The organism is Sulfitobacter sp. M13 (genome assembly GCF_053474885.1).
On sequence record NZ_CM130281.1, the window covers coordinates 3007717 to 3032145 of the forward strand.

Annotated in this window: 24 protein-coding genes; 8 read left to right on the forward strand and 16 right to left on the reverse strand. The window is 57.6% G+C overall.

Annotated elements, in window-relative coordinates:
• Window positions 1–39: 39 nt before the first annotated feature.
• From ACVBAU_RS14435 to ACVBAU_RS14460, 6 genes are all read right to left on the reverse strand, one after another.
• The gene (locus tag ACVBAU_RS14435) at window positions 40–477 is read right to left on the reverse strand and encodes a F0F1 ATP synthase subunit epsilon (protein ID WP_093731893.1); all 438 of its coding nucleotides are present in this window, start codon (window positions 475–477) and stop codon (window positions 40–42) included.
• 12 nt (window positions 478–489) lie between these two features.
• Window positions 490–1914: a F0F1 ATP synthase subunit beta gene (atpD, locus tag ACVBAU_RS14440; RefSeq protein WP_138922716.1), complete on the reverse strand. Its 1425-nt coding sequence runs from the start codon at window positions 1912–1914 to the stop codon at window positions 490–492.
• A gap of 19 nt (window positions 1915–1933) precedes the next feature.
• Window positions 1934–2812 carry a F0F1 ATP synthase subunit gamma gene (locus ACVBAU_RS14445; protein ID WP_138922715.1) on the reverse strand — a complete coding sequence of 293 codons (879 nt, stop codon included), beginning with the start codon at window positions 2810–2812 and terminating at the stop codon, window positions 1934–1936.
• A 14-nt stretch (window positions 2813–2826) separates the two neighbouring features.
• Complete coding sequence (gene atpA, locus ACVBAU_RS14450) at window positions 2827–4365, reverse strand: F0F1 ATP synthase subunit alpha (RefSeq protein WP_138922714.1); 1539 nt, start codon at window positions 4363–4365, stop codon at window positions 2827–2829.
• Window positions 4366–4926 (reverse strand): F0F1 ATP synthase subunit delta, encoded by a 561-nt coding sequence (locus ACVBAU_RS14455; protein WP_171048962.1) that lies wholly within the window; start codon window positions 4924–4926, stop codon window positions 4366–4368.
• A 302-nt stretch (window positions 4927–5228) separates the two neighbouring features.
• Window positions 5229–5975 (reverse strand): methyltransferase domain-containing protein, encoded by a 747-nt coding sequence (locus tag ACVBAU_RS14460; protein WP_448326866.1) that lies wholly within the window; start codon window positions 5973–5975, stop codon window positions 5229–5231.
• 152 nt (window positions 5976–6127) lie between these two features.
• Between ACVBAU_RS14460 and gloB the strand changes: the two genes are divergently transcribed.
• From gloB to ACVBAU_RS14475, 3 genes are all read left to right on the forward strand, one after another.
• Window positions 6128–6895, forward strand: coding sequence for a hydroxyacylglutathione hydrolase (gene gloB, locus ACVBAU_RS14465; protein ID WP_138922711.1), 768 nt, complete (start codon window positions 6128–6130; stop codon window positions 6893–6895).
• Window positions 6896–7070: 175 nt separating this feature from the next.
• Entirely contained in the window at window positions 7071–9392 is a 2322-nt protein-coding gene (clpA, locus tag ACVBAU_RS14470; RefSeq protein WP_138922710.1) for an ATP-dependent Clp protease ATP-binding subunit ClpA, read from the forward strand.
• A complete protein-coding gene (locus ACVBAU_RS14475; protein ID WP_448326869.1) occupies window positions 9389–10357 on the forward strand; it encodes a M23 family metallopeptidase in 969 nt (322 codons plus the stop codon). Before clpA ends, ACVBAU_RS14475 begins: the two co-directional genes overlap by 4 nt.
• A gap of 2 nt (window positions 10358–10359) precedes the next feature.
• On the opposite strand, the gene ACVBAU_RS14480 is transcribed toward ACVBAU_RS14475, so the two are convergent.
• The 3 genes from ACVBAU_RS14480 to ACVBAU_RS14490 form a co-directional block, all read right to left on the reverse strand.
• Window positions 10360–12108: a peptidoglycan -binding protein gene (locus ACVBAU_RS14480; protein WP_448326870.1), complete on the reverse strand. Its 1749-nt coding sequence runs from the start codon at window positions 12106–12108 to the stop codon at window positions 10360–10362.
• Between the two features lie 2 nt (window positions 12109–12110).
• Window positions 12111–13313, reverse strand: a complete 1203-nt coding sequence (locus tag ACVBAU_RS14485) for a biopolymer transporter ExbB (RefSeq protein WP_138922707.1) — start codon at window positions 13311–13313, stop codon at window positions 12111–12113.
• A gap of 74 nt (window positions 13314–13387) precedes the next feature.
• Window positions 13388–13918: a gamma-glutamylcyclotransferase gene (locus ACVBAU_RS14490; RefSeq protein ID WP_093731883.1), complete on the reverse strand. Its 531-nt coding sequence runs from the start codon at window positions 13916–13918 to the stop codon at window positions 13388–13390.
• Between the two features lie 70 nt (window positions 13919–13988).
• Here ACVBAU_RS14490 and ACVBAU_RS14495 point away from each other — a divergent pair, with 70 nt between their 5' ends.
• Window positions 13989–15011, forward strand: coding sequence for a DUF2125 domain-containing protein (locus ACVBAU_RS14495; protein ID WP_448326872.1), 1023 nt, complete (start codon window positions 13989–13991; stop codon window positions 15009–15011).
• Between the two features lie 33 nt (window positions 15012–15044).
• Here ACVBAU_RS14495 and ACVBAU_RS14500 read toward each other — a convergent pair whose 3' ends face one another.
• The 3 genes from ACVBAU_RS14500 to rpsD all read right to left on the reverse strand — a co-directional run bounded on the left by ACVBAU_RS14500 (window position 15045) and on the right by rpsD (window position 17837).
• The gene (locus ACVBAU_RS14500; RefSeq protein WP_448326874.1) at window positions 15045–15965 is read right to left on the reverse strand and encodes a prephenate/arogenate dehydrogenase family protein; all 921 of its coding nucleotides are present in this window, start codon (window positions 15963–15965) and stop codon (window positions 15045–15047) included.
• Window position 15966: 1 nt separating this feature from the next.
• Window positions 15967–17049, reverse strand: coding sequence for a histidinol-phosphate transaminase (gene hisC / locus ACVBAU_RS14505; protein WP_138922705.1), 1083 nt, complete (start codon window positions 17047–17049; stop codon window positions 15967–15969).
• Window positions 17050–17216: 167 nt separating this feature from the next.
• Window positions 17217–17837 (reverse strand): 30S ribosomal protein S4, encoded by a 621-nt coding sequence (gene rpsD / locus ACVBAU_RS14510; RefSeq protein ID WP_093731879.1) that lies wholly within the window; start codon window positions 17835–17837, stop codon window positions 17217–17219.
• 478 nt (window positions 17838–18315) lie between these two features.
• Between rpsD and ACVBAU_RS14515 the strand changes: the two genes are divergently transcribed.
• Window positions 18316–19239 (forward strand): response regulator, encoded by a 924-nt coding sequence (locus ACVBAU_RS14515; protein WP_138922704.1) that lies wholly within the window; start codon window positions 18316–18318, stop codon window positions 19237–19239.
• A gap of 30 nt (window positions 19240–19269) precedes the next feature.
• Here the strand turns inward: ACVBAU_RS14515 and ACVBAU_RS14520 are convergent, their stop codons facing one another.
• Window positions 19270–19857 carry a DNA-3-methyladenine glycosylase I gene (locus ACVBAU_RS14520; RefSeq protein WP_448326878.1) on the reverse strand — a complete coding sequence of 196 codons (588 nt, stop codon included), beginning with the start codon at window positions 19855–19857 and terminating at the stop codon, window positions 19270–19272.
• Window positions 19858–19990: 133 nt separating this feature from the next.
• Here ACVBAU_RS14520 and ACVBAU_RS14525 point away from each other — a divergent pair, with 133 nt between their 5' ends.
• The 3 genes from ACVBAU_RS14525 to phbB all read left to right on the forward strand — a co-directional run bounded on the left by ACVBAU_RS14525 (window position 19991) and on the right by phbB (window position 23025).
• Complete coding sequence (locus tag ACVBAU_RS14525) at window positions 19991–20824, forward strand: EAL domain-containing protein (RefSeq protein WP_448326880.1); 834 nt, start codon at window positions 19991–19993, stop codon at window positions 20822–20824.
• Window positions 20825–20944: 120 nt separating this feature from the next.
• Complete coding sequence (locus tag ACVBAU_RS14530; protein ID WP_448326881.1) at window positions 20945–22120, forward strand: acetyl-CoA C-acetyltransferase; 1176 nt, start codon at window positions 20945–20947, stop codon at window positions 22118–22120.
• A gap of 182 nt (window positions 22121–22302) precedes the next feature.
• The gene (gene phbB / locus ACVBAU_RS14535; RefSeq protein WP_138922701.1) at window positions 22303–23025 is read left to right on the forward strand and encodes an acetoacetyl-CoA reductase; all 723 of its coding nucleotides are present in this window, start codon (window positions 22303–22305) and stop codon (window positions 23023–23025) included.
• 93 nt (window positions 23026–23118) lie between these two features.
• Here the strand turns inward: phbB and ACVBAU_RS14540 are convergent, their stop codons facing one another.
• The 3 genes from ACVBAU_RS14540 to ACVBAU_RS14550 form a co-directional block, all read right to left on the reverse strand.
• A complete protein-coding gene (locus tag ACVBAU_RS14540) occupies window positions 23119–23283 on the reverse strand; it encodes a YdcH family protein (protein ID WP_138922700.1) in 165 nt (54 codons plus the stop codon).
• A 112-nt stretch (window positions 23284–23395) separates the two neighbouring features.
• Window positions 23396–24145 (reverse strand): tRNA1(Val) (adenine(37)-N6)-methyltransferase, encoded by a 750-nt coding sequence (locus ACVBAU_RS14545; RefSeq protein WP_448326882.1) that lies wholly within the window; start codon window positions 24143–24145, stop codon window positions 23396–23398.
• A 5-nt stretch (window positions 24146–24150) separates the two neighbouring features.
• Window positions 24151–24372, reverse strand: a complete 222-nt coding sequence (locus tag ACVBAU_RS14550) for a putative signal transducing protein (RefSeq protein WP_093731946.1) — start codon at window positions 24370–24372, stop codon at window positions 24151–24153.
• Between the last annotated feature and the right edge of the window lie 57 nt (window positions 24373–24429).

The window sequence follows — 24429 nt, forward strand, 5'->3', positions numbered from 1 at the left end:
CGAATGCAGGGCCTTCTCATCAAAACGGGCAAGGAAACGTCAGAGGCTGGGTTGCTTGCTCGACAAGCCGATTTCGTCCCCCATGGCAACCATATCAGACAGCAGCTTGGCTGCGTCATCTACGGGGCCAGGTTCATTCACGAAACCTTCTTTTGCCGTTGTGTACATGGCTTTGGCTTCGGCGATCATTTCGTCCAGATGCTCTTGGGTCATGTCACCCTTAGGCACGGCGCGTTCGGCCAGAACCGACACCCCATCAAACGAAATTTCAGCGAAGCCGCCGGTTACCACATACTCAGCAGTGCCTTCCGGGCCTTCAACACGCAGCACACCGGGGCGCAGCGTGGTGATGGTGGGGGCATGATCAGGCATTGCTGTCATATCCCCGTCCGCACCCGGAATCTGAACGGCCGTCACCTGCATCGAGGCCAGCCGCCGCTCGGGCGAAACGAGGTCGAATTGCATTGTGTCTGCCATTTTCAGCGCTCCTTAAGCGGCGTCAGCCGCCATTTTTTCAGCTTTCGCTTTAACGTCTTCGATGCCACCAACCATATAGAAGGCACCTTCAGGCAAGTGATCATACTCACCAGCGACAACCGCCTTGAACGATTGAATGGTTTCTTCCAATGGAACCTGCTTACCGTCAGCACCGGTGAACACCTTGGCCACGTCGAAAGGCTGGCTAAGGAAACGTTCGATTTTACGCGCACGGGTCACGGTCATTTTGTCGTCTTCTGACAATTCGTCCATACCCAAGATCGCGATGATATCCTGAAGTGACTTATACCGCTGAAGGATACCCTGAACGTCACGTGCAACGTTATAGTGCTCTTCGCCAACGATCGACGGGTCCATCAGACGCGATGTGGAGCCGAGCGGATCAACGGCAGGGTAAATACCTTTTTCCGAGATCGCACGATCCAGCACGGTTGTCGCATCGAGGTGCGCAAACGATGTTGCAGGCGCAGGGTCGGTAAGGTCATCCGCAGGAACGTAAACGGCCTGAACCGACGTAATAGAACCCGCTTTTGTCGAAGCAATACGCTCTTGCATCGCACCCATGTCGGTTGCGAGTGTTGGCTGGTAGCCAACAGCAGAAGGGATACGGCCAAGCAAAGCCGAAACCTCGGAGCCCGCCTGCGTAAAGCGGAAGATGTTATCGACAAAGAACAAAACGTCGCTGCCGGATTCATCGCGGAATTGTTCGGCCAGTGTCAGGCCGGACAAAGCAACACGCATACGCGCACCGGGAGGTTCGTTCATCTGGCCGTAGACCAGCGCAATTTTGGATTTTTCCAGATCGTCCGGAACGATAACGCCGGATTCGATCATCTCGTGATAAAGATCGTTACCCTCACGCGTACGTTCGCCCACGCCCGCGAAAACGGACAGACCAGAGTGCACTTTGGCGATGTTGTTGATCAGTTCCATGATCAGAACCGTTTTGCCAACACCAGCACCGCCGAACAGGCCGATCTTGCCGCCCTTAGTGTATGGTGCCATCAGGTCGATAACCTTGATGCCTGTCACAAGAATTTCCGTCGCGGTTGATTGCTCGGAAAAGCTAGGCGCTTGGCCGTGGATCGCACGGGTTTCTGACGTGGCAACGGGGCCCTTTTCGTCAACGGCATCGCCGGTAACATTCATAATACGGCCAAGTGTGGCCGTGCCAACGGGAACGCGGATTTGGTCGCCCGTGTCTGTTACTTTTTGACCGCGAACAAGACCTTCGGTCGCATCCATCGCGATGGTACGCACGGTGTTCTCGCCAAGGTGCTGAGCCACTTCGAGGATCAGTTTCTTGCCGTGGTTTTCAGTTACAACAGCGTTGAGGATCTCTGGCAGGTGATCCTCGAACTGCACATCGACGACGGCGCCGATGACTTGTGTGATTTTGCCGACTGCATTTGCCATGTCGTTTCTCCGATTTGTTCTACAGCGCTTCCGCGCCGGAAATGATTTCGATCAGCTCGTTGGTGATGACGGCCTGACGCGAACGGTTATACTCGATGGTCAGATCATCGATCATCTCACCCGCGTTCCGTGTCGCGTTGTCCATTGCCGACATCCGGGCCCCCTGTTCAGAGGCCGCGTTTTCCAGCAGAGCCGAGAAGATCGCCGTTGCAACGCCGCGCGGCAGCAGGTCGGCCAAAATGGCTTCTTCGCTGGGCTCGTAGTCGAACAGTGTCGCCGCCTCGTCCGCGCCTTCGGTCTCTTCGAAGGTCGCCGGGATGATCTGCTGTGCCGTCGGGATCTGGCTGACAACGTTCACGAACTTCGAATAGAAGATCGTGGCGATGTCATATTCACCCGCGTCAAAACGGCCAAGTACGTCCTTGGCGATCCCCTGCGCATCGGCATAGCCAAGGCGCTTGACGTCGCTGAGGTCAACGTGACCGACCAATAGGCCTGCAAAGTCACGACGGATGCTGTCGCGGCCCTTCTTGCCAACGGTCAAGATTTTGACCTCCTTACCCTTGGCGATCAGGCCACGGGCATGGGCTTTGGCAAGCTTGGCGATGTTGGCGTTAAAGCCACCGCACAGGCCACGTTCAGCGGTCATGACAACCAACAGATGAACCTGATCCGACCCCGTGCCGCTCAGCAGCTTGGGGGCGGTGTCAGACCCACCTACCGAAGCAGCCAACCGCGACATCACAGCGTTAAAACGCTCTGTGTAGGGGCGGGACTGCTCGGCAGCGTCCTGCGCGCGGCGAAGTTTCGCCGCGGCAACCATTTGCATGGCTTTCGTGATCTTGCGGGTCGATTTGACCGACGCGATCCGGTTTTTTAGATCCTTGAGGTTTGGCATCTGCCCTCCCTCCCTTAAGCGAAGTCAGCGGCGAAAGAATCGATGGCAGCTTTGATCTTGTCTTCCAGCTCACCCTTCACCTTGCGGTCGTTGTTGGTGATGTCATCCATCAGGTCAGCGTGCTTGCTGCGCAGATGCGCCAGCAGGCCTGCTTCGAAACGACCAACTTCCTTGACGGCAACTTTGTCAAGGTAGCCGTTTGTACCCGCATAGATCACGCAGACGATTTCCGCGTTGGTCAGTGGGGAATACTGAGGCTGCTTCATCAGCTCTGTCAGGCGCGCACCACGGTTCAGCAACTGCTGTGTGGAGGCGTCAAGGTCGGAACCGAACTGAGCAAAGGCCGCCATTTCGCGGTACTGAGCCAAGGACAGTTTAACCGGACCAGCAACAGACGACATCGCTTTGGTCTGAGCAGACGAACCAACCCGCGAAACCGACAGACCGGTGTTCACAGCAGGACGGATACCTTGGTAGAACAATTCGGTTTCCAAGAAGATCTGACCATCGGTGATCGAGATCACGTTGGTTGGAATAAACGCGGAAACGTCGCCACCTTGGGTTTCGATGATCGGCAGAGCTGTCAAAGAGCCGTTGCCTGCAGCATCGCCCAATTTCGCCGAACGCTCGAGCAGACGGGAGTGGAGATAGAAAACGTCACCTGGGTACGCTTCACGCCCGGGCGGACGACGCAGCAGCAGGGACATCTGGCGGTAGGACACGGCTTGCTTGGAAAGGTCATCATAGATGATCAGCGCGTGACGGCCGTTGTCGCGGAAGAATTCGGCCATAGCTGTTGCGGAATATGGTGCGAGGTACTGCATAGGCGCAGGCTCGGACGCAGTCGCAGCAACAACGATGGAATAGTCGATCGCGCCTGTTTCTTCGAGCTTTTTAACCAGCTGGGCAACAGTCGAACGCTTTTGGCCGATCGCAACGTACACGCAGTACATTTTCTTGCTCTCGTCGTCGCCTGCGGCGTCGTTGATCTGCTGTTGGTTCAGGATCGCGTCCAGAGCAACGGCAGTTTTACCGGTCTGACGGTCACCAATAATCAATTCGCGCTGGCCACGGCCGACGGGGATCATCGCATCAACGGATTTCAGACCAGTCGCCATTGGCTCGTGAACCGATTTCCGTGGGATAATGCCGGGGGCTTTGACGTCCGCAAGGCCACGCTCTGTGGACTCGATGGGGCCTTTGCCGTCGATGGGGTTACCCAGACCGTCAACAACACGACCCAGCAGGCCGTTGCCGATTGGCACGTCCACGATGGAGTTCGTGCGCTTGACCGTGTCGCCTTCTTTGATGTCACGGTCGGAACCGAAGATAACAACACCGACGTTGTCTGTCTCGAGGTTCAAGGCCATGCCCATGATGCCGCCGGGGAATTCGACCATCTCGCCGGCTTGGACGTTGTCCAGGCCATATACGCGAGCGATACCATCACCAACGGACAGAACGCGGCCAACTTCGGCAACTTCTGCTTCTTGACCAAAGTTCTTGATCTGGTCTTTCAGGATCGCAGAAATCTCTGCAGCTTGGATACCCATTTATCCGACCTCTTTCATTACATTCTGGAGGGAATTGAGCTTTGCGCGGATCGACGTGTCGATCATCTTAGAGCCCACTTTTACGATAAGACCGCCAATGAGGGAGTCATCAACGGTCGCATTCAACGTTACTTTTTTGCCTGTGGTCGCGGCGAGCGACTTGGACAATTTTTCGGACTGCGCCTTGGTCAGCGCCTTGGCCGAAATCACATCAGCAGTTACTTCGCCCTTTTCGACGGCGATGATGTCGCGCAGGTTCTGGACCAGCTGCGGCAGGACGAACAGACGGCGCTTGTTGGCCATCAGTTCCAGCGTGCTTGCCAGCGTCTGGGACAGGTCCATCTTTTTGGCGATGGCACTGATCGACGCAGCTTGCTGTTCGCGCGTGTAGATAGGCGAATGGATCAGATCGCGGAAATCTTCGCTTTCGGCCAATGCGGCTTGCAGCGCATCAAGATCTTTCTCGATCTGGGGAAGGGCTTTGGCCTCTTGGGCCAGCTCGTACACGGCGGTCGCATAGCGTTTTGCGATACCTGTAGAGATTGATGCTGTTTCGGACACGTCCATCCTCTCATACGTCAGGGCCGGATAAGCGAATACATCGCGTCACCGGGGTGTTGGCGCGACTTGAAATTACCCAAGACGTCTAAATCAGGGCGGATGTAGCAGACGGACCCGCATCCCGCAACACAGTATAGTGTGCTTGCCTCACGAAAGCGCCCCTTATTCTTAACGTAAAGCACCGCTGCGACGCTTTGACCTGATCGACGTGCCTAAAAATCAATGGACATCCGGCTTTCTCGGGCAAGATAGCGATTCTTGTCACCGTGGCACGGCGATCACATCGGCTGCGACAGCAGCGCTCAAACCATTGCGGGCGTTATCGCGCCGACCCCCTCAAGAACGCGGATAGACCGGCGCGCAGGCGTCCGCGCGACCTTGCCCTTGGGCGGATACACAAGTTTGGTCACCTCGACCATAAAGACGCCCCCCGCCATGATCGTCGGCATGTGCCGTCCAACCTTTTCAAACAGCGGGCCAGAGCGGCGAAAGGCCCGCCGCGTCGAGGGCATCAGATAAAGCGCACCCAACTGGCGTTCTGGCAAAAACTGGTGTTTGCGCAGCTGCGTTTCCAACTGCCACAGCGAATAGGGCCGCCCATAGCCGAACGGCGTGATATCACTGCGCGCCCAAAAGCCAGCGCGATTGGGCACGATAAACAGCGCCCTGCCCCCCGGCCCCAACACGCGCCAGCATTCCTCAAGCAGATCACCCTGCCGGTCCGAGGTCTCTAACCCGTGCATCAGCACCAGCCGGTCAACGTGTCCCGTTTCAATCGGCCACAGCGTTTCCTCGGTCAGGACAGAAGTATTGGGCATCCCGGCGGGCCACGGCATCACCCCTTGCGGCCCCGGCATCAACGTCATCACCCGCCGCGCATCCGCAAGATAGGGACGCAGCAAGGGGGCGGCGAAACCGAAACCCACGACCGTCTGCCCCTTCGCCTCGGGCCAAAGCTCTAGCATGCGGGTCCGCAGGGAATGCTGCGCCGCGCGACCAAGGGCGCTGCGGTAGTAAAAATTGCGCAGGTCTTGGACATCAAGGTGCATGAGGTATCGGCCCTGTTGGCTGGATTGCCCACGATCCTAGCCCAAAGCACCGCGCCGCAAAAGAGCGGACTGCGCGAAACCCATTTGCAGCACCGCCCTGCCCGCGCTAGCGTGGTGATCCGCATCCCGAAACCCCGACCGGAGCCGCTGCCATGCCCTTTGATCTTGTGACCATCCCCTGCCTGTCCGACAACTATGCCTACTTGCTGCGCGACCAGACCAGCGGCAAGGTCGCCCTGATCGACGTGCCTGAAGCCGCGCCGATTGCGGCCAAGCTGGATGAATTGGGCTGGACGCTGACAGAAATCTGGCTGACCCACCACCACCCGGACCACATTCAAGGCGTGCCCGAGTTGATCGCTGACCACCCCGCCCGCGTGATTGGGGCCAAAGCTGATGAACAGCGTTTGCCGCCGCTGGACGAGGCGTATGACGACGGGCAGTCCTTTACCTTCGGCGACCATACTGTCGATGTGATCGACGTGTCGGGCCATACCGTCGGCCATATCGCTTTTCACGTGCCCGCTGCCAAATGCGTCTTTACCGCGGACAGCCTGATGGCTCTTGGCTGTGGCCGCCTGTTTGAAGGGTCACCGGCGCAGATGTGGGATAGCCTGCAAAAGCTGATGCAACTTCCAGCCGACACCACCGTATGTTCGGGCCACGAATACACCCAGTCGAACGCAAAATTTGCCCTGACGGTTGATCCCGAAAACGCCGCGCTTATATCTCGTACAAGAGAGATCGATCAGGCCCGTGCAGATGGCGTGCCGACAGTTCCCTCGACGCTTTCAACGGAACTTGAAACCAACCCGTTTTTGCGCCCGTCCGATCCGGGCATTCGCGCGCAACTGGGGATGGTCAACGCCACCGACACCGATGTGTTTGCCGAAATTCGCGCGCGCAAAGACCGTTTCTGACCGCCGCAATCATGGTTAAAAATCGACGTTCACGATAAATGTGACAATGATATTGCAGAAAAACCTTGAAGCTGCGCCGTGATCAACCAAACTCTAATACTATGAGGCCATGCTTGGTTGTGGCGCGTCTTGTTTCTGACGCCCCTTCCGACACAGATCGAAAAGGAGCACGCCTGTGCCTTCATTCTCGTCTACCCTAGAACAAGCTATCCACTCGGCGTTGGCGCTTGCGAATGCTCGCAAGCACGAATTCGCCACGCTTGAGCATCTTTTACTGGCCCTGATCGACGAACCCGACGCCGTGCAGGTGATGAAAGCCTGCTCTGTCGATATGACCGAACTGCGCGAGACGCTGGTCGAATTCGTTGATGAAGACCTGAATAATCTGGTCACCGACGTTGACGGTTCCGAAGCGGTGCCCACGGCAGCCTTCCAGCGGGTGATCCAGCGCGCGGCGATCCACGTGCAATCGTCGGGCCGGACCGAGGTGACGGGTGCCAATGTGCTGGTCGCCATCTTTGCCGAACGCGAAAGCAACGCGGCATATTTCCTGCAAGAGCAGGATATGACGCGTTATGATGCGGTGAACTATATCGCGCATGGCGTCGCCAAGGACCCTGCTTTTGGCGAACCACGCTCTGTCTCAGGTGCCCCCGACCACGAGGAAGAAGCCCAAGGCGTCACGGACGGCGACAAAAAAGAATCCGCGCTGGCAAAGTACACTGTCGATCTGAATGCCAAATCCCGCGAGGGTGATGTCGATCCGCTGATCGGCCGCTCGGACGAGGTGGAACGTTGCATTCAGGTGCTGTGCCGCCGGCGTAAGAACAACCCCCTGCTGGTGGGTGATCCCGGTGTTGGTAAAACCGCCATCGCCGAAGGGCTGGCACGCAAAATCGTCGCCGGTGAAACACCCGAAGTACTGGCCAATACCACCATCTATTCGCTCGACATGGGCGCGTTGCTGGCCGGCACCCGCTACCGCGGCGACTTCGAAGAGCGCCTCAAGGCCGTCGTGACCGAGCTGGAAGCCCATAAAGACGCCGTGTTGTTCATCGACGAGATTCACACCGTCATCGGTGCGGGTGCAACTTCCGGTGGGGCCATGGATGCGTCCAACCTGCTGAAACCTGCGTTGGCAGGGGGCAAGCTGCGGACAATGGGGTCTACGACTTACAAAGAATTCCGCCAGCACTTTGAAAAAGACCGTGCCCTTGCCCGTCGTTTCCAAAAGATCGACGTTAACGAACCTTCGGTCGAAGATGCGGTGAAAATTCTGCGCGGGATCAAACCGTATTTCGAGGATCACCACTCGGTCAAATACACGGCCGACGCGATCCGCACCTCGGTTGAACTGGCGCACCGCTATATCAACGACCGCAAGCTGCCGGATTCGGCGATCGACGTGATCGATGAAGCCGGTGCTGCACAACATCTGCTGTCTGCATCCAAGCGGCGCAAGACCATCGGCACCAAAGAAGTCGAAGCCGTGGTCGCCAAAATCGCGCGCATCCCGCCCAAGAACGTGTCGAAGGACGATGTGATTGTGCTCAAGGATCTTGAGGCGTCGTTGAAACGTGTGGTCTTTGGTCAGGACAAAGCAATCGAGGCGCTGTCCTCGGCGATCAAACTGGCCCGTGCCGGCCTGCGTGAACCTGAAAAACCCATCGGCAACTACCTGTTCGCAGGGCCGACAGGTGTGGGTAAGACCGAGGTGGCGAAACAGCTGGCGGATACGCTTGGCGTGGAACTGCTGCGCTTTGATATGTCGGAGTATATGGAGAAGCACGCCGTTTCCCGCCTGATTGGCGCCCCTCCCGGCTATGTCGGGTTTGACCAAGGCGGCATGCTGACCGACGGCGTGGACCAGCATCCGCACTGTGTTCTGCTGCTCGACGAGATGGAGAAAGCGCACCCAGACGTCTACAACATTCTGTTGCAGGTGATGGACCACGGCAAGCTGACCGATCACAATGGCCGCACGGTGGATTTCCGCAATGTCGTGCTGATCATGACCTCGAACGCAGGCGCGTCCGAGCAAGCGAAAGAGGCAATCGGCTTTGGTCGTGACCGTCGCACCGGCGAAGACACCGCAGCGATTGAACGGACATTCACGCCCGAATTCCGCAACCGTCTTGATGCGGTGATCAGCTTTGCACCGCTGCCGAAAGAAGTGATCCTGCGCGTGGTCGAAAAGTTTGTACTGCAACTCGAAGCGCAACTTATGGACCGCAACGTGACCATCGAATTGTCGACAAAAGCCGCCGAATGGCTGGGTGAAAAGGGCTATGATGCGCGGATGGGTGCGCGACCTCTTGGCCGTGTTATTCAAGAGCACATCAAAAAGCCCCTCGCCGAGGAACTGTTGTTCGGCAAGCTTGCCAAGGGTGGCGTGGTCAAGATCGACGTTAAGAAGGGCGAACTGGATCTGACGATCCTCAGCTCGGAAAACCCTAAACTGACGGGCAACAAGCCACCGTTGCTGACAGCTGAATGATACCACGCGGCGCCGCATTTGCGCTTGCCCTGCCCTTTGCCAGCCCCGTGCTGGCAGAGGGTTTTCTTATTTCCCCACCCCTTAAATGTGACCTCGAAACAGACTGCTATATCCAACAGTATGTCGACAGCGACCCGTCACCCGATGCGTTGGATTTCACCTGCGGCGCGCTTAGCTATGACGGTCACAAGGGCACCGACTTCGCGCTCCCCGACCGTGCGCGCATCAACGACAATATCCCCGTGCTTGCCAGTGCCGCGGGCCGCGTCAGCGGTATGCGCGACGGCATGCCCGATAGCGGCTATAGCAGCGCAACTGCCGACGATATCGACGGCAAAGAATGCGGTAATGGCGTTGTGCTGGACCACGGGAACGGCTGGGAAACGCAGTATTGCCACCTGAAACAGGGCTCCATCAGCGTTAAGACGGGACAAGAAGTGGCATTGGGAGAAACGCTTGGCTTTGTCGGGCAGTCGGGCAAGGCCGCTTTCCCCCATGTTCATCTGTCCGTGCGCAAAGACGGGGCGGTCATCGACCCCTTTGATCCAGACGGTGCCCCCACCTGCGACACCCCGGGTGACAGTAGCCTATGGTCGCAGCGCCCTGAATATCGCGGTGGCGGGTTGATCAGCATCGGTTTCTCGGATGCCGTGCCCGCCTATGACGCGATCAAGCACGGCGAAGCCGCAGCGCCCTCTTTGTCGGTGGAGGCCGATGCGCTGGTGATCTGGGGCCATATGTTCGGCACGCGGGCCGATGATATTATCAACCTGTCGATCACCGGCCCTGACGGCATGGTGATCTCTGATGATGTGACACTGACGAAAACCCAGGCGCAGGCCTTTCGCGCAATCGGCAAACGGGGCCGCGTGGACTGGCCAGCAGGCACCTATACCGGCACTGTGACGATGATCCGCGGTTTGCAGATCATCAGCCAGCGCAGCACAGACATTGAAATAAAATAGCGTTACTTTTCGGTCAGCTTCAGCTCGATCCGGCGGTTCTGGGCACGGGCCGTTTCTGTGTTCCCGTTGGCGACAGGCTGGTACTGGCCAAACCCATTCGCCGCCAGACGCTCTGGCGCGATGCCGAGGAAGTTGATCATATACTTGACCACTGACAATGCCCGCGCTTGGCTCAGCTCCCAATTGTCGGCGAACGCGCCCAAACCCGACAAAGGCTGGTTATCCGTATGCCCGTCAACGCGAATGACCCAGTCGATTTCAGGCGGGATGTCGGCGGCAATATTGCGTAGAATACCGGCGACTTTCGCGATCTCTTTACGACCATCCGTTGAAAGCGTCGCGGCACCGGGTGGGAAGAGCACTTCGGAAGAGAAGACAAACCGGTCGCCCTCGATGCGGACCCCTTCTTGATTCCCCAAAAGCTCTCTCAACCGGCCAAAGAACTCGGACCGGTATTGTTCAAGGTTCTTGGTCTCCGCCTCAAGCCGCGCACGCTCTGCCGCCTCCAACTCGGCGCGACGGCGTTCTTCGGCGGCGACCCGCGCAAGCGCGGTGTTCAGATCGGACCCAAGCGATTGCAGCTGCACCTCTTTCACGGCATCCTGTGCGACGGCATCATCCAGCAAGGACTGGAGTTCCCCCAGCTGGCCGCGCAGCGCTGCAATCTGCTGGTTCAATAGCTCTGTCTGACGCTGTGCCGCAGCGGTGGCGGCCTCCTCCTGCGCCAGCTCGGCCCGCGCCGCATCCAGCAAGGCTGCTCGTTTTTCCGCATCCGAACGCGTGTCGTTAGCGCGGCTTTCTGCCGCCAGCTTCGCCGCAAGCGCGTTGGCTAGCTTGGCACGCAGCGCGGCACCGTCTGCCTGCGCGGCCTCAAGGGTTTCTGTCTCTGTAAGGGCGGCAGCGAGTTCAGCATCCAAGGTTTCCTTGGCGGCACGTGCGGCAGCCAGCAAGGTCAGCGTATCCTCTGCGTCTTGGCGCTGCGTCTCAAGCGCAAGGGTCATCGCTGTCAGTTCTGCATCCGCGTTTTGCAGCTTTTCACGCAACTGCTCTGCCGCGGCGGCTTCGGCCAGTCGGGCAGCTTCGGCGTCCGAAAGCGCCGCAGCATTTGCGTCGGCAGCGCTTTGCAATGCGGCCTGGGTTTCCTGGTTCTTGGCGCGTAGATCATCGACAAGTGCCGTCAACGCATCGCGACGGGCTGCCGCGAGCCGCGCAGCTTCGACCTGTGCATCCGTTTCGGATCGGGCCTGCGTCAACGCGAGGTTCAACGCGTCTTGTGCGCTCAACAGTTCATTTTGCCGTGCCTCAAGCGTTTCACCACGCGCGACGGCTGCATCGCGTTGGGACAACAGATTGGCGACCTGCGTCTCGAAACCGGTTATCTTGGCCTCGGCTGCGTTCAACTGCACGGCTTGCGCATCGCGTGTGGCCGACAATGACGCAATCATCGCCGCCTGTTCTGCCGCCTTATCACGTGCCGTCGTCAACGACGTGGTGATTGACCCCAGTTGGGTTTCAAGATCTGCAGTGTTTTGTCGTTCCATCCCAAGCGCTTGCGCCAATGCAGCAACTTCGCCAGACAGGGAATTCAGCTCGCTTTCCTGCCCATTGATCCGTTGCGTCTGCACCGCTTGCAGCACCATGAAGATGGTCAGTACGAACATCAGAACCAGCAACAGGCCCGTCATCGCATCCACGAACCCTGGCCAGATAGAGCCCTGAAAGCGTGACCCTGTACGTCGGGAAAGCGCCATCGTCAGCTTTCCTCGGTGTCGGAACGGTCAGGGGTGCGCAAACGGCGGGGTTCGGCACCGCGTGGCGCGGAAAGCGCCTTTGCCAGCAACGAAATATCCTTGCGAATTTCGGCCATGGTTTCCTGCCGCCCTGCAGAGATTTCCTCGAGGATACGCAGCATCTGTACATCGATCGACCTCAGACGCATCCGGCTTTCCGCATCCGCCCGTTCATGGTCGCCCTGCCCTTCGAGTACGGCGACCATGCGTTCTTGCCCCTTGGCGATCCGGTCCAGACTTTCCGCAGCTGTATCGGTTTGGGCGGCCCGTGCAGACAGCTCCTCCATCGTGGTGGCAAGCGCACCGATCTCGCGGTTTAGCACAGTCTGGCTCTCGGTGGATTGTCCGATCAACTGGCGCAGGCTGTCCATTTGTTCGGCCATATGATCCAGCACACCCGCCACAGCAGCCTGCTCCGACGCGCCGTCCTCGCCCGAGGAAAAGCCAACGCGGGTGATCGAGCTGAGCCAGTCTTCCAATTCTTGATAAAAGCGGTTCTGGCCATGACCTGCGAAGAGTTCAAGCAGACCCACAACCAGCGACCCCGCCAGCCCCAAAAGGGAGGACCCAAAGGCCACACCCATGCCGCCAAGCTGCGATTCCAGTCCGGTCATCAGCCGCGCGAACATATCGGTGCTGCCGTCGCCTTCTTGTGGCGCGAGGCTGCGGATCGTTTCGACAACCGCTGGAACAGTCGTGGCAAGCCCATAGAAAGTGCCCAAAAGTCCAAGGAAAATCAGCATGTTGACGATATAACGCGTAATCTCGCGTGCTTCGTCGATGCGGGTTGCGACGGAATCCAGAATAGAGCGGGTCGAGGTCGCGTTCACCTGCATGCGCGCCCCGCGTGTGCGCAACAACGATGCAAGCGGTGCCAAAAGCTGCGGTGCTACGGCATCGGCATTCGGCTCGTCGGAGGCAAAGTTTTCGATCCACCGGACAGAGCCGATCAGCTGCAACACCTGATAAAAACAGGCGATAACGCCGATAAAGAAGACGAAAATAATCACGCCATTCAGATAGGGATTTGCCGCAAAAATAGGCAATACGCTCGGCAGCGCCAGAAAAGCCCCGATGCCGGTAAGCGCAAGGGCGATCAGCATCAGCGTGATCTGCCGCACCGGCTGGGAAAACTGTGGTTTGGATTCGCGGTCTGACTGCGCCATGCCTCGTGGCTCCCGACACTTTTGTGCTTCTATCGCCGCAGCCTACACTTAATCCCGACTGTTATGCCACGGGTTTATGCGCCAAGAGACTTAACACGGTCATGAAGCCATGCAAGCGACGGATCATGCAGCCCAATCTGGGTCAAATGGGATGCCGTGTTAAACAGATATTCGGTGTTCGGCCCCATCCCGCCTACCGCGCCCGAGATGATCTGCGCCTGCTCTTCCAGCGGCAAGCCGCCGCAATATTGCTCGTGGGCGGCGTCGATCACATAGACCAATGCCTCGACGGTGCGGCCATCCTCTAGCTGCACCTCAAGCGTCTTTTCAACATAGGCCGATGACACCAGCTCGCGTTCGCGCAAATAGGTTAGCGTGGCGTCTTCGGTTCCCGGCGCAACACGCAGCGCCATACCATCGCAGGCCGTGCCTGTATCGGCATCAAGTGCCAGCACCAGCCCCGGACGATCAACCGATCCGCGATGGTGGATCGACCGCATACAGAACGACCGCGCGTAACCGGGCAACCGCCCGATCACACTTTCCGCGACGTCAAACCCCGGTTTCCACAATAAGCTGCCGTAGCCGAACACCCACATCGCCATGTCTCTGGTCCTTTATCGTTGGCTTGTTTAAAGCTGCGCTATCGCAGGCGTTAATAAGGTTTTAAGAAAAATGGGCAAGCTCGTGTTGATTATCGTCGTCCTAGCGGCGGTTTGGTGCGGATGGTGGTTCGCCGCGTCTTCGGGGTTGCAGCGGGGCATCGCCAAACTGATCGAAACGCGCCGTGCCGCCGGATGGCAGGCCGACGTGGGCGAGATGAAAAAACAAGGCTTCCCTGTGCGGCTGCAAACCCGCCTGACAGATGTGTCCCTGACACCGCCTGCCGCAAGTGCGCAGCAGGGCGTCGCCAGCGCCGTGGCTGCCAAGCGTATCGATATCTCCACCCCCGCCTATTGGCCGGGCTATATGACCGTATCCACCCCCTATGTTGAACTCGGCCTGTCCGGCCCCAACCTGCGTGCCGTGCTGACCGCAGAGGACGTCACCACCGATTTGCGCCTGCGGCCAAGCGTTTCAGGCCAACTGGACCGGCTGACGTTAGACGGTGGCGCTTGGGTGCTTGACCTTCCGGCAACAGGCCCCGTCGAAGGGCGCAGCCTGAACGTCAGCGCCGTGCAGCAGACCGTAGGGCAACCGATTTATGATCTGGCGCTCGATGCGCAGAACGTCACCCCTAGTACGGCGCTGCGTAGCATGTTCGGCCTGCCTGACGACTGGACGGATGCTTTTGAAACGGTGACTGCCAAGGCGACCATCACCTTCGACCGCCTGTGGGACCGCAGCGCGCTTGGCCGGACCCGCCCACAGCCGCGCGTCATCGACCTGCGCCATGCGGAACTGGCGTGGGGGGATGTGGCGCTGACGCTACAAGGGACGATGGCCGTTGCCGAGGACGGGCTGGCGACAGGGACGCTGTCGGTAAAAGCGCAAGATTGGCCAATGATGCTGACCATGGCGGAAAACGCCGGTTTTATCCCGCCCAGCTTTCGCCCCCAAGCGGAACAAATGCTCAAGGGGCTGGCTCAAATGTCTGGCAACACGAATGGGCTGGATCTGGACATCAGCGTGAAGGACGGGAAAATGTCGATGGGGTTCATCCCCTTAGGCCGTGCGCCCAAGATTATCTTGCGCTGAGGCGAGACAGCGCCACAAGCCGCGCGGCCCGGATTATTTGTTGCCCGGTTGACGCCCAAAGTTCGGCGCATCCGTGTCCTGACCCGCCTCGATAATACCACGGCGGATGGCACGGGTGCGGGTAAAGTAATCATGAAGATGATCGCCGTCCCCCATGCGGATCGCCCGCTGCAACGCAAAAAGTTCCTCGGTGAAGCGACCCAGTATCTCGAGTGTGGCGTCCTTGTTGGTCAGGAAAACATCCCGCCACATGGTCGGATCGCTGGCAGCGATACGGGTGAAGTCACGAAAGCCGGCGGCCGAGTATTTGATGACTTCGCTGTCGGTCACGCGGCGCAAATCATCGGCCACCCCGACCATCGTATAGGCGATCAGGTGGGGGGCATGGCTGGTCACCGCAAGCACCAGATCGTGATGCTCCGCGTCCATTTCCTCGACGTTGGCCCCCATGCCGTCCCACAGGTTGCGCAACCGTGAAATCGCATTGGCGTTGGTGTCGGGCACGGGCACCAGCAGGCACCAGCGGTTGTCGAACAGCTCTGCGAAACCGCTGCGTGGGCCGGAATGTTCGGTCCCCGCCAACGGATGCGCAGGAATAAAATGGACGCCCTCGGGCAGGAGCGGTCCAACCTGTACAATCACATCCGCCTTGACCGACCCCACATCCGTGACCGTGCAGCCCGGCTTAAGATATCCGGCCATTTCAGCAGCAACCGAGCCCATGACGCCCACGGGAACGCAAAGAACCACCAGATCCGCATCTTTCACGGTTTTGGCAATGGAATCGCAGACCTCGTCGCACAGGCCGATTTCGCGTGCGGTGTCGCGGGTGTCCGCACTGCGCGCAAAGCCCGACACATGACCCGCAAGCCCGCCGCGCTTCATCGCCCAGAACATCGAAGAGGCGATCAAGCCCAACCCGATTAACGCTACTTTTTCATAAATTACGGGCATATTAGTCGCCTTTAAACTGTCGGACCGCATGAACCACGCGACGGCATGCGCTTTCATCGCCCACGGTAATGCGCAGGCAATTGGGCAGCTGGTATCCGGCAACGCGCCGCACGATCAAGCCTTGGGTCTTGAGGTGTTCATCACAAGCCTCGGCCTCGGCCTGCGACTTGAACCGCGCGAGAATAAAATTCGCGCAGGACACATCCGATGGAACGCCAATCTCGGCCAAGGCATCAGCCATCCAGGTGCGCCATTTCGCATTTTCGCTGCGGCAATGAGCAGCATACCCTGTGTCCTTTATCGCCGCTGTCGCCGCGTTCAATGCGGCTTGCGAGAGGTTAAACGGCCCCCGCACGCGGTTCAGGACGTCGATGATATGGGCCGGCGCATAGCCCCAGCCGATGCGCAAGCCACCCAGGCCATAGAGCTTTGAGAAGGTCCGCGTCATCACGATATTATCGTGACTGTCGACCAAAGCAGCGCCGCCGTCATATCCTTCGACATATTCAGCATAGGCCCCGTCCAGAACCAGAATGGCCTTTTCGGGGATACCTGCGGCCAGCCGTTCAATTTCACTTAGCCCGATCATTGTGCCTGTGGGGTTATTCGGGTTCGCGATAAACACCAGCCGTGTCTTGTCGGTGCAGCCCGCAAGCAACGCGTCCACATCCGTCACCCGTTCATTTTCGGGCACCTCGACCGGGGTAGCCCCATTGGCCAGTGCGGAAATCCGGTACATGCCAAAGCCGTGCACCGTGTGCAGCACCTCGGTACCCTCGCCCGAAAACGCTTGGCACAGAAATGCAATAACCTCGTCTGAACCGGCCCCACAAATGATGCGATCGGCGTCGAGCCCGTGCACCTGCGCAATGGCTTGACGCAATGCTGTGTGATCGGATGACGGGTAACGATGCAGGTCATATGACGCATCCCGGAACGCTTTGATGGCGACGTCGGACGGGCCAAGCGGGTTCTCGTTCGAGCTAAGCTTGATCACATTTTCAAGTCCCGCCACATGGGATGCCCCGCCTTGATACAGCGCGATGTCCATAATGCCGGGTTGCGGGCGAATAGCGGTTGTCATCTGTCATATCTCCTGTCGGGCGGACCATAAACGCGCACCGGGTCCAACGCCACTACGATCTTGTCCCGGCGTCACTTTGCCCAACGCTAAAGTCGCGACACCAAACGCAAAAAGGGCCACGCCGGTCTTTCCAGCGTGGCCCCTTCGGCATTGATATGCGAGGAACCTTAGTTCTTCGCGTAGAATTCGACCACGAGGTTCGGTTCCATCATGACAGGGTATGGCACGTCGCCCAAAGCGGGGGTGCGCACGAAAGTCGCTGTCATCTTGGAGTGATCTGCTTCGATGTAGTCAGGCACGTCACGCTCTGCCAGCTGAGTGGCTTCGAGCAGGGCAACCATTTGCTTGGAACGATCACGCACTTCGATCACGTCGCCTTCTTTGACGCGGTAGGAAGGAATGTTAACCTTCTTGCCGTTCACTTTGACGTGGCCGTGGTTTACGAACTGGCGCGCAGCAAAAACGGTCGCGACGAACTTCGCGCGGTATACAACGGCGTCCAGACGACGCTCCAGCAGACCAATCAGGTTTTCACCAGTGTCGCCTTTTACACGCTCAGCTTCACCGTAGATGCGGCGGAATTGCTTCTCGGTCAGATCGCCGTAGTAGCCTTTCAGCTTCTGCTTTGCGCGCAGCTGAATACCAAAGTCGGATAGTTTGCCCTTGCGGCGCTGACCGTGCTGGCCGGGGCCGTATTCACGACGGTTCACTGGGGACTTTGGACGGCCCCAGATGTTTTCGCCCATACGGCGGTCAATTTTGTGCTTGGCAGCTGTACGCTTAGTCACGGCTGTTCTCCTTTTTGAAGCCCTGCAGAATTGCGGCGGGCGGTAAAGGGCGTTGTCCTTTGGCCGAAGCCTGACAGGGTTCCCCTTGCGGGGTCCACCAACACCAATCAAGCGGCGCTTATACGGCGCTGCGGCGCGGAGTCAATGATGGAACTCGGATGAATTTGCTACAAATCAAGACGCACACTTCCGCAGCCCCCCATTGCGGTGCAATTGGCCCGCTGATCAAATCTATTCACCCGCTTGGCATCCACACTTTTGAGCGTCGCAGCGCCTTAAAATCTCTCAATTCATTAACAAATGGTTAACGCGGCTAATTTTAAGTTGAAATCAGCAAATTTGTCGCTCACCATCAGCATGTTGATGAGTAAACAAGGGGGGCTAGTGTGATGGAAAACCTGCACGATCGCCGCAAGATCAATCTGCATTCAGTCCGCATCGCTCCGATAACGGAGACTAAAACTGCCGAGTATTTGGTATGAGGATACTTGCCGTTGAGGACAATCAAGATCTGCGCAGCTTGTTGGAAGAATATCTTCGGACGCAGGATCACGAGTATGTCCGGACGGCCGCCTCCGGTAAAGAAGCCCTTGAAGTCATTCACAGTGCACCGATTATATTCGACTGCTTGCTTCTAGACATCCAGATGCCGGAAATGACCGGCATAGAGCTGATCTCTCATATCCGCCAAATTAAGGGCTACGAATTTGTACCGATCATTATGCTCACCGGCGTTAAGAACAACGAAAGCATAGCGAAAGCTTTTGTTGCTGGCGCGTGGGACTATATCGTCAAACCGTTCGAGTTTTTCGATCTCGAAGCGCGCATCCACGGCGCAGAGATGCGCAATGCAGAATATGTTCGTCACCTCAGACGTCCCCATGAATCACCGAACCAAGAAAATTTTGACGTTCTGAAAGAACTCGCGCTCGACCGAGCAATGGCACCATCCGAGCTTTTGGCAAGCGGGCTTGTGCCCCAAGATGCGTTCGAGAATTACATTATGCGGATGCAATCCGAATTTGGCGGTGGCATGCAAGTTGCCGTTATCGTGCTGCAGGATTTTGCGAAGGTCCTGTCTAGCATACCCGAGGGCCAACGGGTCAATTTCTCTGTCAGCCTCGCCCGCAAACTGACCGATGCGCTCAGCAGCCTTAACCTGATCGTGACCTATCGGTCCAACGGGGCATTTGCCGCGCTGTCTCCCGCGCTCAAGACGCAAGCGAACTTGAACATCGCGGACGTAGCCACCGCAGCGGTTCAAACTGCGACAGAGGACCTTTCGTTATCCGGCATCACGGTCAAGGTTGACTATTGCCGCACCAAAGCGTTTTCGACCAGCAGCGACACGATCGTGATGCTGGACCAACTGGCAAGCTCCCTTGGCGCTGTAACCGCGTAAGGCGACCCAGGTCAACTAGGCACCGACCGGTTATCGCAGCGCCCAATCGTGCTTGGGCATCTGCGCGACGATGGTATGGCGGTGGCAGCAGGTTAAATGATCATTCACCATCCCGACCGCCTCCATAAACGCGTACACAATTGTCGGGCCGCAAAACTTAAATCCCTGTTTTTTCAAATTGGTGGATATTTGCTTTGAAAGCGGCGTCCAGGCCGGAACGTCCGCCTGACGCTCGAACCGGTTCTGCTGCGGTTCGAAATCCACATACTTCCATAGATATCTGTCGAACCCCTCCCTCTGCTCAATCTGCTGCCACACGCGGGCATTGGTGATCGCCGCCGCGATCTTTCCGCGGTGGCGGATTATACCGGGGTTGGCCAGCAGCCGTTCAACGTCTGGCTCACCCCACGTAGCGATGACGTTAGGGTCAAAACCGGCAAATGCCTCGCGAAAATTCTCTCGCTTTTTAAGTATCGTGATCCAGCTGAGCCCCGCCTGAAAGCCGTCAAGGATAAGCTTTTCCCAAAGAGCACGGCTGTCATACTCGGGCACACCCCAGTCAGTGTCATGATAATCCAGATAAATCTGCTCTGGTCCCGCCCAGTCACATCGGTGCATCGGCTCCCCTTCTCCGCGCTCATTGGCAGAATAGTTAAAATTTGTGCTGCATTGCCGCGTTAACCCCGCGTTATAAGTATTGGGGCCAAGGTGACACAAGAAACGCGATAGATGGAAGCACCCCTTGGAAGAGATGTCACAACACCCGCTCGCTGATCTGCCCGAAGGCACGCGAAATCCGCTGGATTATGCCGTTAACCAACGCGACAGCAGCACAATCGCGATGGTCAAAGACGCAGTCGCGCACAATCAGACCTTGATGGCCTACCAGCCCGTCATGCGCGATGTAGAATATCCGAAAGTTGCCTTTTACGAGGGCTTTATCCGGATTTTGGACCCAACGGGGCGGGCCCTCCCAGCTCGTGAATTTATGCACCTCATCGAAAAGACGCAGCTTGGCCGCGAGATAGACGTGCTGTCGCTTCACGCGGGGCTAACGGCGCTGAGCGATAACAAGAACTTGCGGCTATCTGTCAACATGTCAGCCCGCTCTATCGGCTATGCGGGATGGACGAACGTGCTGAATCGTTGGCTCTCGCGCGACGGCACCATTGGCGAACGGCTGATTCTAGAAATCAGCGAAAAATCCGCGATGCAAATGCCAGAGCTTGTCAGCAGTTTTATGGACCAAATGCAGACACGGGGCGTTTGCTTTGCCCTCGATAACTTCGGGGCCGACTACATCGCTATCCGCTACCTTAAAGATATGTTTTTTGATATCTTGAAGATTGACGGGCAATTTTCGCGTGGTATCACCCTCCACCCCGACAACCGTGCGATTGTATCGATCATGGTCTCAATCGCGCGTAACTTTGATATGGTATGCGTTGCCGAACAGGTCGAAAATCAAGAGGATTCGTCGCTTCTGCATTCTCTTGGCGTCGACTGCCAACAGGGGTTTCTATACGGTGCACCAACCACTCAACCTTTTTGGCATAAGTCGACCGAATTGCGTAAAAACGCGTAGGCCGACAGGGCGTGATTGCCGCATGTGTAGCTATAGGATATGTCCCAAAGCATAGAAGACTGGGGAGCGGGCAACCACCGCGTTAATACCCTACGTCAGCAGTTCAGGGGAAGAACACATATGACCAACGTCGTCATCGCATCCGCAGCCCGCACGGCCGTAGGCAGTTTCAGCGGATCTTTTGCAAACACGCCTGCACATGATCTAGGTGCCGCAGTCCTGAAAGAGATCGTCACACGCGCGGGTATTGACCCTTCCGAGGTGAACGAAACTATTTTGGGCCAAGTTCTGACCGCAGCCCAGGGGCAAAACCCTGCACGCCAAGCACATATCAACGCGGGCCTGCCCATCGAAAGCGCGGCATGGTCGATCAACCAAGTGTGCGGTTCGGGCTTGCGCGCCGTGGCGCTGGCGGCCCAGCATATCCAACTGGGCGATGCTGATATCGTGGCCGCCGGTGGGCAGGAAAACATGTCGATGAGCCCCCACGCGCAAAACCTGCGTCCGGGTCAAAAAATGGGCGACATGCAGCTGATTGATACGATGATCCGCGACGGCCTGTGGGATGCGTTCCATGGCTACCATATGGGCCAAACCGCAGAAAATGTTGCAGCAAAATGGGAAATCAGCCGCGACGCCCAAGACGAGTTTGCAGTCGCCTCGCAAAACAAGGCCGAGGCTGCGCAAAAAGCCGGTAAGTTCCAAGACGAGATCGTGCCTTTCACCGTCAAAACTCGAAAGGGCGAGATTATCGTCGATCAAGACGAATACATCCGCCATGGTGCCACCATGGAAGCCATGCAAAAGCTGCGCCCCGCTTTCGCCAAAGACGGATCTGTCACAGCGGCCAACGCGTCGGGTCTAAACGATGGGGCGGCAGGCGCGTTGCTAATGTCGGCAGATAATGCTGAAAAACGGGGTATCACCCCGTTGGCGCGCATCGCATCCTATGCCACCGTCGGCCTAGACCCAACGATCATGGGGGCCGGTCCGATTTACGCGTCGCGCAAAGCATTGGAAAAAGCCGGCTGGAGAGCAGAAGATCTGGACCTCGTCGAAGCCAACGAAGCTTTTGCCGCTCAGGCCTGCGCAGTTAACAAAGACATGGGCTGGGATCCTTCGATCGTGAACGTCAACGGCGGCGCAATTGCTATCGGTCACCCGATCGGCGCATCCGGCGCGCGCATTCTCAATACGCTTTTGTTTGAAATGCAGCGTCGCGGCGCGAAGAAAGGGCTCGCCACTTTGTGCATTGGCGGCGGCATGGGCGTCGCGATGTGCCTTGAGCGCCTATAACGCTCCATAATCAAGCTCTCGTGGCGCGCGCTAAGCGACTTCACGCGCCACGAGAAAAACAAATGCTCTTTCCTTGCGTAAACTGTTGCAAAGAAATCCAAGCGTGACTACAAATTCCTCACGTAATTTAATTACGAATTTACTACGGCAAACGAAACAACATTGCCACTAGGGAGAGTTTTATGTCACGTGTTGCACTTGTAACCGGAGGGAGCCGCGGGATCGGGGCGGCTATTTCCACAGCATTGAAAGACGCCGGATATACTGTCGCGGCGACTTATGCCGGCAACGACGATGCTGCCGCGCAATTCACAGAATCAACCGGGATCAAAACCTATAAGTGGAACGTCGCAGACTACGAGGATTCCAAAGCCGGAATCGCCAAAGTCGAAGAAGATCTAGGCCCCGTTGAGGTGGTTGTTGCGAACGCGGGCATCACACGCGACGCGCCTTTCCACAAAATGACACCCGACCAATGGAACGAAGTCGTTGGCACAAATTTGACCGGCGTTTTCAATACCATTCACCCAGTTTGGCCCGGTATGCGCGACCGGAAGTTCGGTCGGATCGTGGTCATAAGCTCGATCAACGGGCAAAAAGGCCAATTCGCACAGGTAAACTATGCGGCGACCAAAGCGGGTGACCTCGGCATTGTGAAATCCCTGGCTCAGGAAGGCGCGCGCGCCAATATCACTGCGAACGCAATCTGCCCCGGCTATATCGCAACGGATATGGTGATGGCCGTGCCGGAAAAAGTGCGCGATTCCATCGTGGCGCAAATTCCGACAGGCCGCTTGGGCGAACCGGAGGAGATCGCGCGCGCTGTTGTATTCCTTGTCAGCGATGACGCGGGCTTTATCAACGGGTCGACAATTACCGCGAATGGTGCCCAGCACCTGGTCTAGGTACCCGTCGTAGAAACGCGAAAGACCAGTGCATTCAGCACTGGCCTTTCTGCCGTCGGCCCATCGGGCACGCCGGTCAAACGTATAATTATATCAGCTAGAAAGCCGGGTAATTTCCTCTTTCAAACGCAGCTTTTCTTTTTTCATATTCGCAACCTTCAGGCCGTCGATACTCGGCGATCGTTGAGCCTGTTCTACAGCGTTACTCATTGCCAAATGCTTGCGTTTCAGAGCATCCAGATGTGCGTCAAAAGACATGTAACTCTCCTTAGGTTATGTTGCGTAGGAGGAGTGAAGCACGAAATATTTCACCTGTCACGCGGCACCGCAGCAAAACTATCGACAAGTTGAGATATCGGCGGGAGGTTGCTTAGAACGGCAGCGCCGCGCCCTCGCGCAGGACCGCCCGGATTTGCGGCACATAGCTGTCGCCATCCGCCATATGCCGAGGGCCCTCGTGCATCACGAGCGGCGCATTCAACCGAAATGCACCCCGCCCGCTTTTGCGCGCCCGTAAGATCACCAGCTCGGCCAGCCGTCCGATGCGCGGCGCGATCGGCAGCACTTCGATACTGCCCATATCATGAGGTAAAGCGCGGATAAGATCGGGCAGCCGTTCGGCGCGATGGATGAAATGTGCCTGCCCCTTGGGGGCCAGGCGTTTGGCCGCAATCTTGACCCATGTTTCCAGCGGAGTAGCCTCGCCCAATGCCGTCTCACGACCTAAATTCGTCGCAGCAATAGAAGCGTGACGATCGAAATACGGCGGGTTGGCAAGCACGTGGTCAAATTGTCGCTGCCGCAGCGCCAAGGGCATGGCGTCGATGTCGGCTTCGACCACTTCGAATGTAGGATCGTTCAGCCGTGCGAGCGCGGCATAGGCCGGCTGGATCTCGACTCCTGTCAGCTGCAACCCCGATACACGCGCGCCCAAACAAAGCGACGCAGCCCCCACCCCGCACCCAAGCTCCAGCACGCGCTGGCCTGACCGCGCAGGGATGGTTGCAGCCAATAAAACAGGGTCCACACCCGCGCGATAGCCTTTGCGTGGCTGCCACAAGTGCAGTTTCCCGCCAAGGAAAGCATCCCGCGTCAGCGTGTCTGGGCCGAAGCTGTCCATCGTCGTTAGTCGGGCAGTCCGGTGGGGATGTCATTATCGCGCAGCACCCGTGTCGCGGCACCGTGATCATCGTCATGCACCATCAAACGACGGGGGAAAATACCGATCCCGCCCTCAAGCACGCTCATGTTTACGTCGAGCGGAAAGCAGTCTATATCCTCGCCCTGAAGAAGGGCGCTGGCAAAGGCGATTATTGTCGGATCGGTTGTGCGTAAAAGTTCCTTCATAACAGAGATGTAAGGGCAATCGACGTTGATTGTCGAGCCTTCCAATTAAGGTCGTGT

Excerpts from the sequence above, each read along its gene's own strand:
- ACVBAU_RS14435 (WP_093731893.1), bottom strand. The coding sequence starts at position 477 with ATGGCAGACACAATGCAATTCGACCTCGTTTCGCCCGAGCGGCGGCTG.
- atpD (WP_138922716.1), bottom strand. The coding sequence starts at position 1,914 with ATGGCAAATGCAGTCGGCAAAATCACACAAGTCATCGGCGCCGTCGTC.
- ACVBAU_RS14445 (WP_138922715.1), bottom strand. The coding sequence starts at position 2,812 with ATGCCAAACCTCAAGGATCTAAAAAACCGGATCGCGTCGGTCAAATCG.
- atpA (WP_138922714.1), bottom strand. The coding sequence starts at position 4,365 with ATGGGTATCCAAGCTGCAGAGATTTCTGCGATCCTGAAAGACCAGATC.
- ACVBAU_RS14460 (WP_448326866.1), bottom strand. The coding sequence starts at position 5,975 with ATGCACCTTGATGTCCAAGACCTGCGCAATTTTTACTACCGCAGCGCC.
- gloB (WP_138922711.1), top strand. The coding sequence starts at position 6,128 with ATGCCCTTTGATCTTGTGACCATCCCCTGCCTGTCCGACAACTATGCC.
- ACVBAU_RS14475 (WP_448326869.1), top strand. The coding sequence starts at position 9,389 with ATGATACCACGCGGCGCCGCATTTGCGCTTGCCCTGCCCTTTGCCAGC.
- ACVBAU_RS14480 (WP_448326870.1), bottom strand. The coding sequence starts at position 12,108 with ATGGCGCTTTCCCGACGTACAGGGTCACGCTTTCAGGGCTCTATCTGG.
- ACVBAU_RS14485 (WP_138922707.1), bottom strand. The coding sequence starts at position 13,313 with ATGGCGCAGTCAGACCGCGAATCCAAACCACAGTTTTCCCAGCCGGTG.
- ACVBAU_RS14490 (WP_093731883.1), bottom strand. The coding sequence starts at position 13,918 with ATGGCGATGTGGGTGTTCGGCTACGGCAGCTTATTGTGGAAACCGGGG.
- ACVBAU_RS14495 (WP_448326872.1), top strand. The coding sequence starts at position 13,989 with ATGGGCAAGCTCGTGTTGATTATCGTCGTCCTAGCGGCGGTTTGGTGC.
- ACVBAU_RS14500 (WP_448326874.1), bottom strand. The coding sequence starts at position 15,965 with ATGCCCGTAATTTATGAAAAAGTAGCGTTAATCGGGTTGGGCTTGATC.
- hisC (WP_138922705.1), bottom strand. The coding sequence starts at position 17,049 with ATGACAACCGCTATTCGCCCGCAACCCGGCATTATGGACATCGCGCTG.
- ACVBAU_RS14515 (WP_138922704.1), top strand. The coding sequence starts at position 18,316 with ATGAGGATACTTGCCGTTGAGGACAATCAAGATCTGCGCAGCTTGTTG.
- ACVBAU_RS14520 (WP_448326878.1), bottom strand. The coding sequence starts at position 19,857 with ATGCACCGATGTGACTGGGCGGGACCAGAGCAGATTTATCTGGATTAT.
- ACVBAU_RS14525 (WP_448326880.1), top strand. The coding sequence starts at position 19,991 with ATGTCACAACACCCGCTCGCTGATCTGCCCGAAGGCACGCGAAATCCG.
- ACVBAU_RS14530 (WP_448326881.1), top strand. The coding sequence starts at position 20,945 with ATGACCAACGTCGTCATCGCATCCGCAGCCCGCACGGCCGTAGGCAGT.
- phbB (WP_138922701.1), top strand. The coding sequence starts at position 22,303 with ATGTCACGTGTTGCACTTGTAACCGGAGGGAGCCGCGGGATCGGGGCG.
- ACVBAU_RS14540 (WP_138922700.1), bottom strand. The coding sequence starts at position 23,283 with ATGTCTTTTGACGCACATCTGGATGCTCTGAAACGCAAGCATTTGGCA.
- ACVBAU_RS14545 (WP_448326882.1), bottom strand. The coding sequence starts at position 24,145 with ATGGACAGCTTCGGCCCAGACACGCTGACGCGGGATGCTTTCCTTGGC.
- ACVBAU_RS14550 (WP_093731946.1), bottom strand. The coding sequence starts at position 24,372 with ATGAAGGAACTTTTACGCACAACCGATCCGACAATAATCGCCTTTGCC.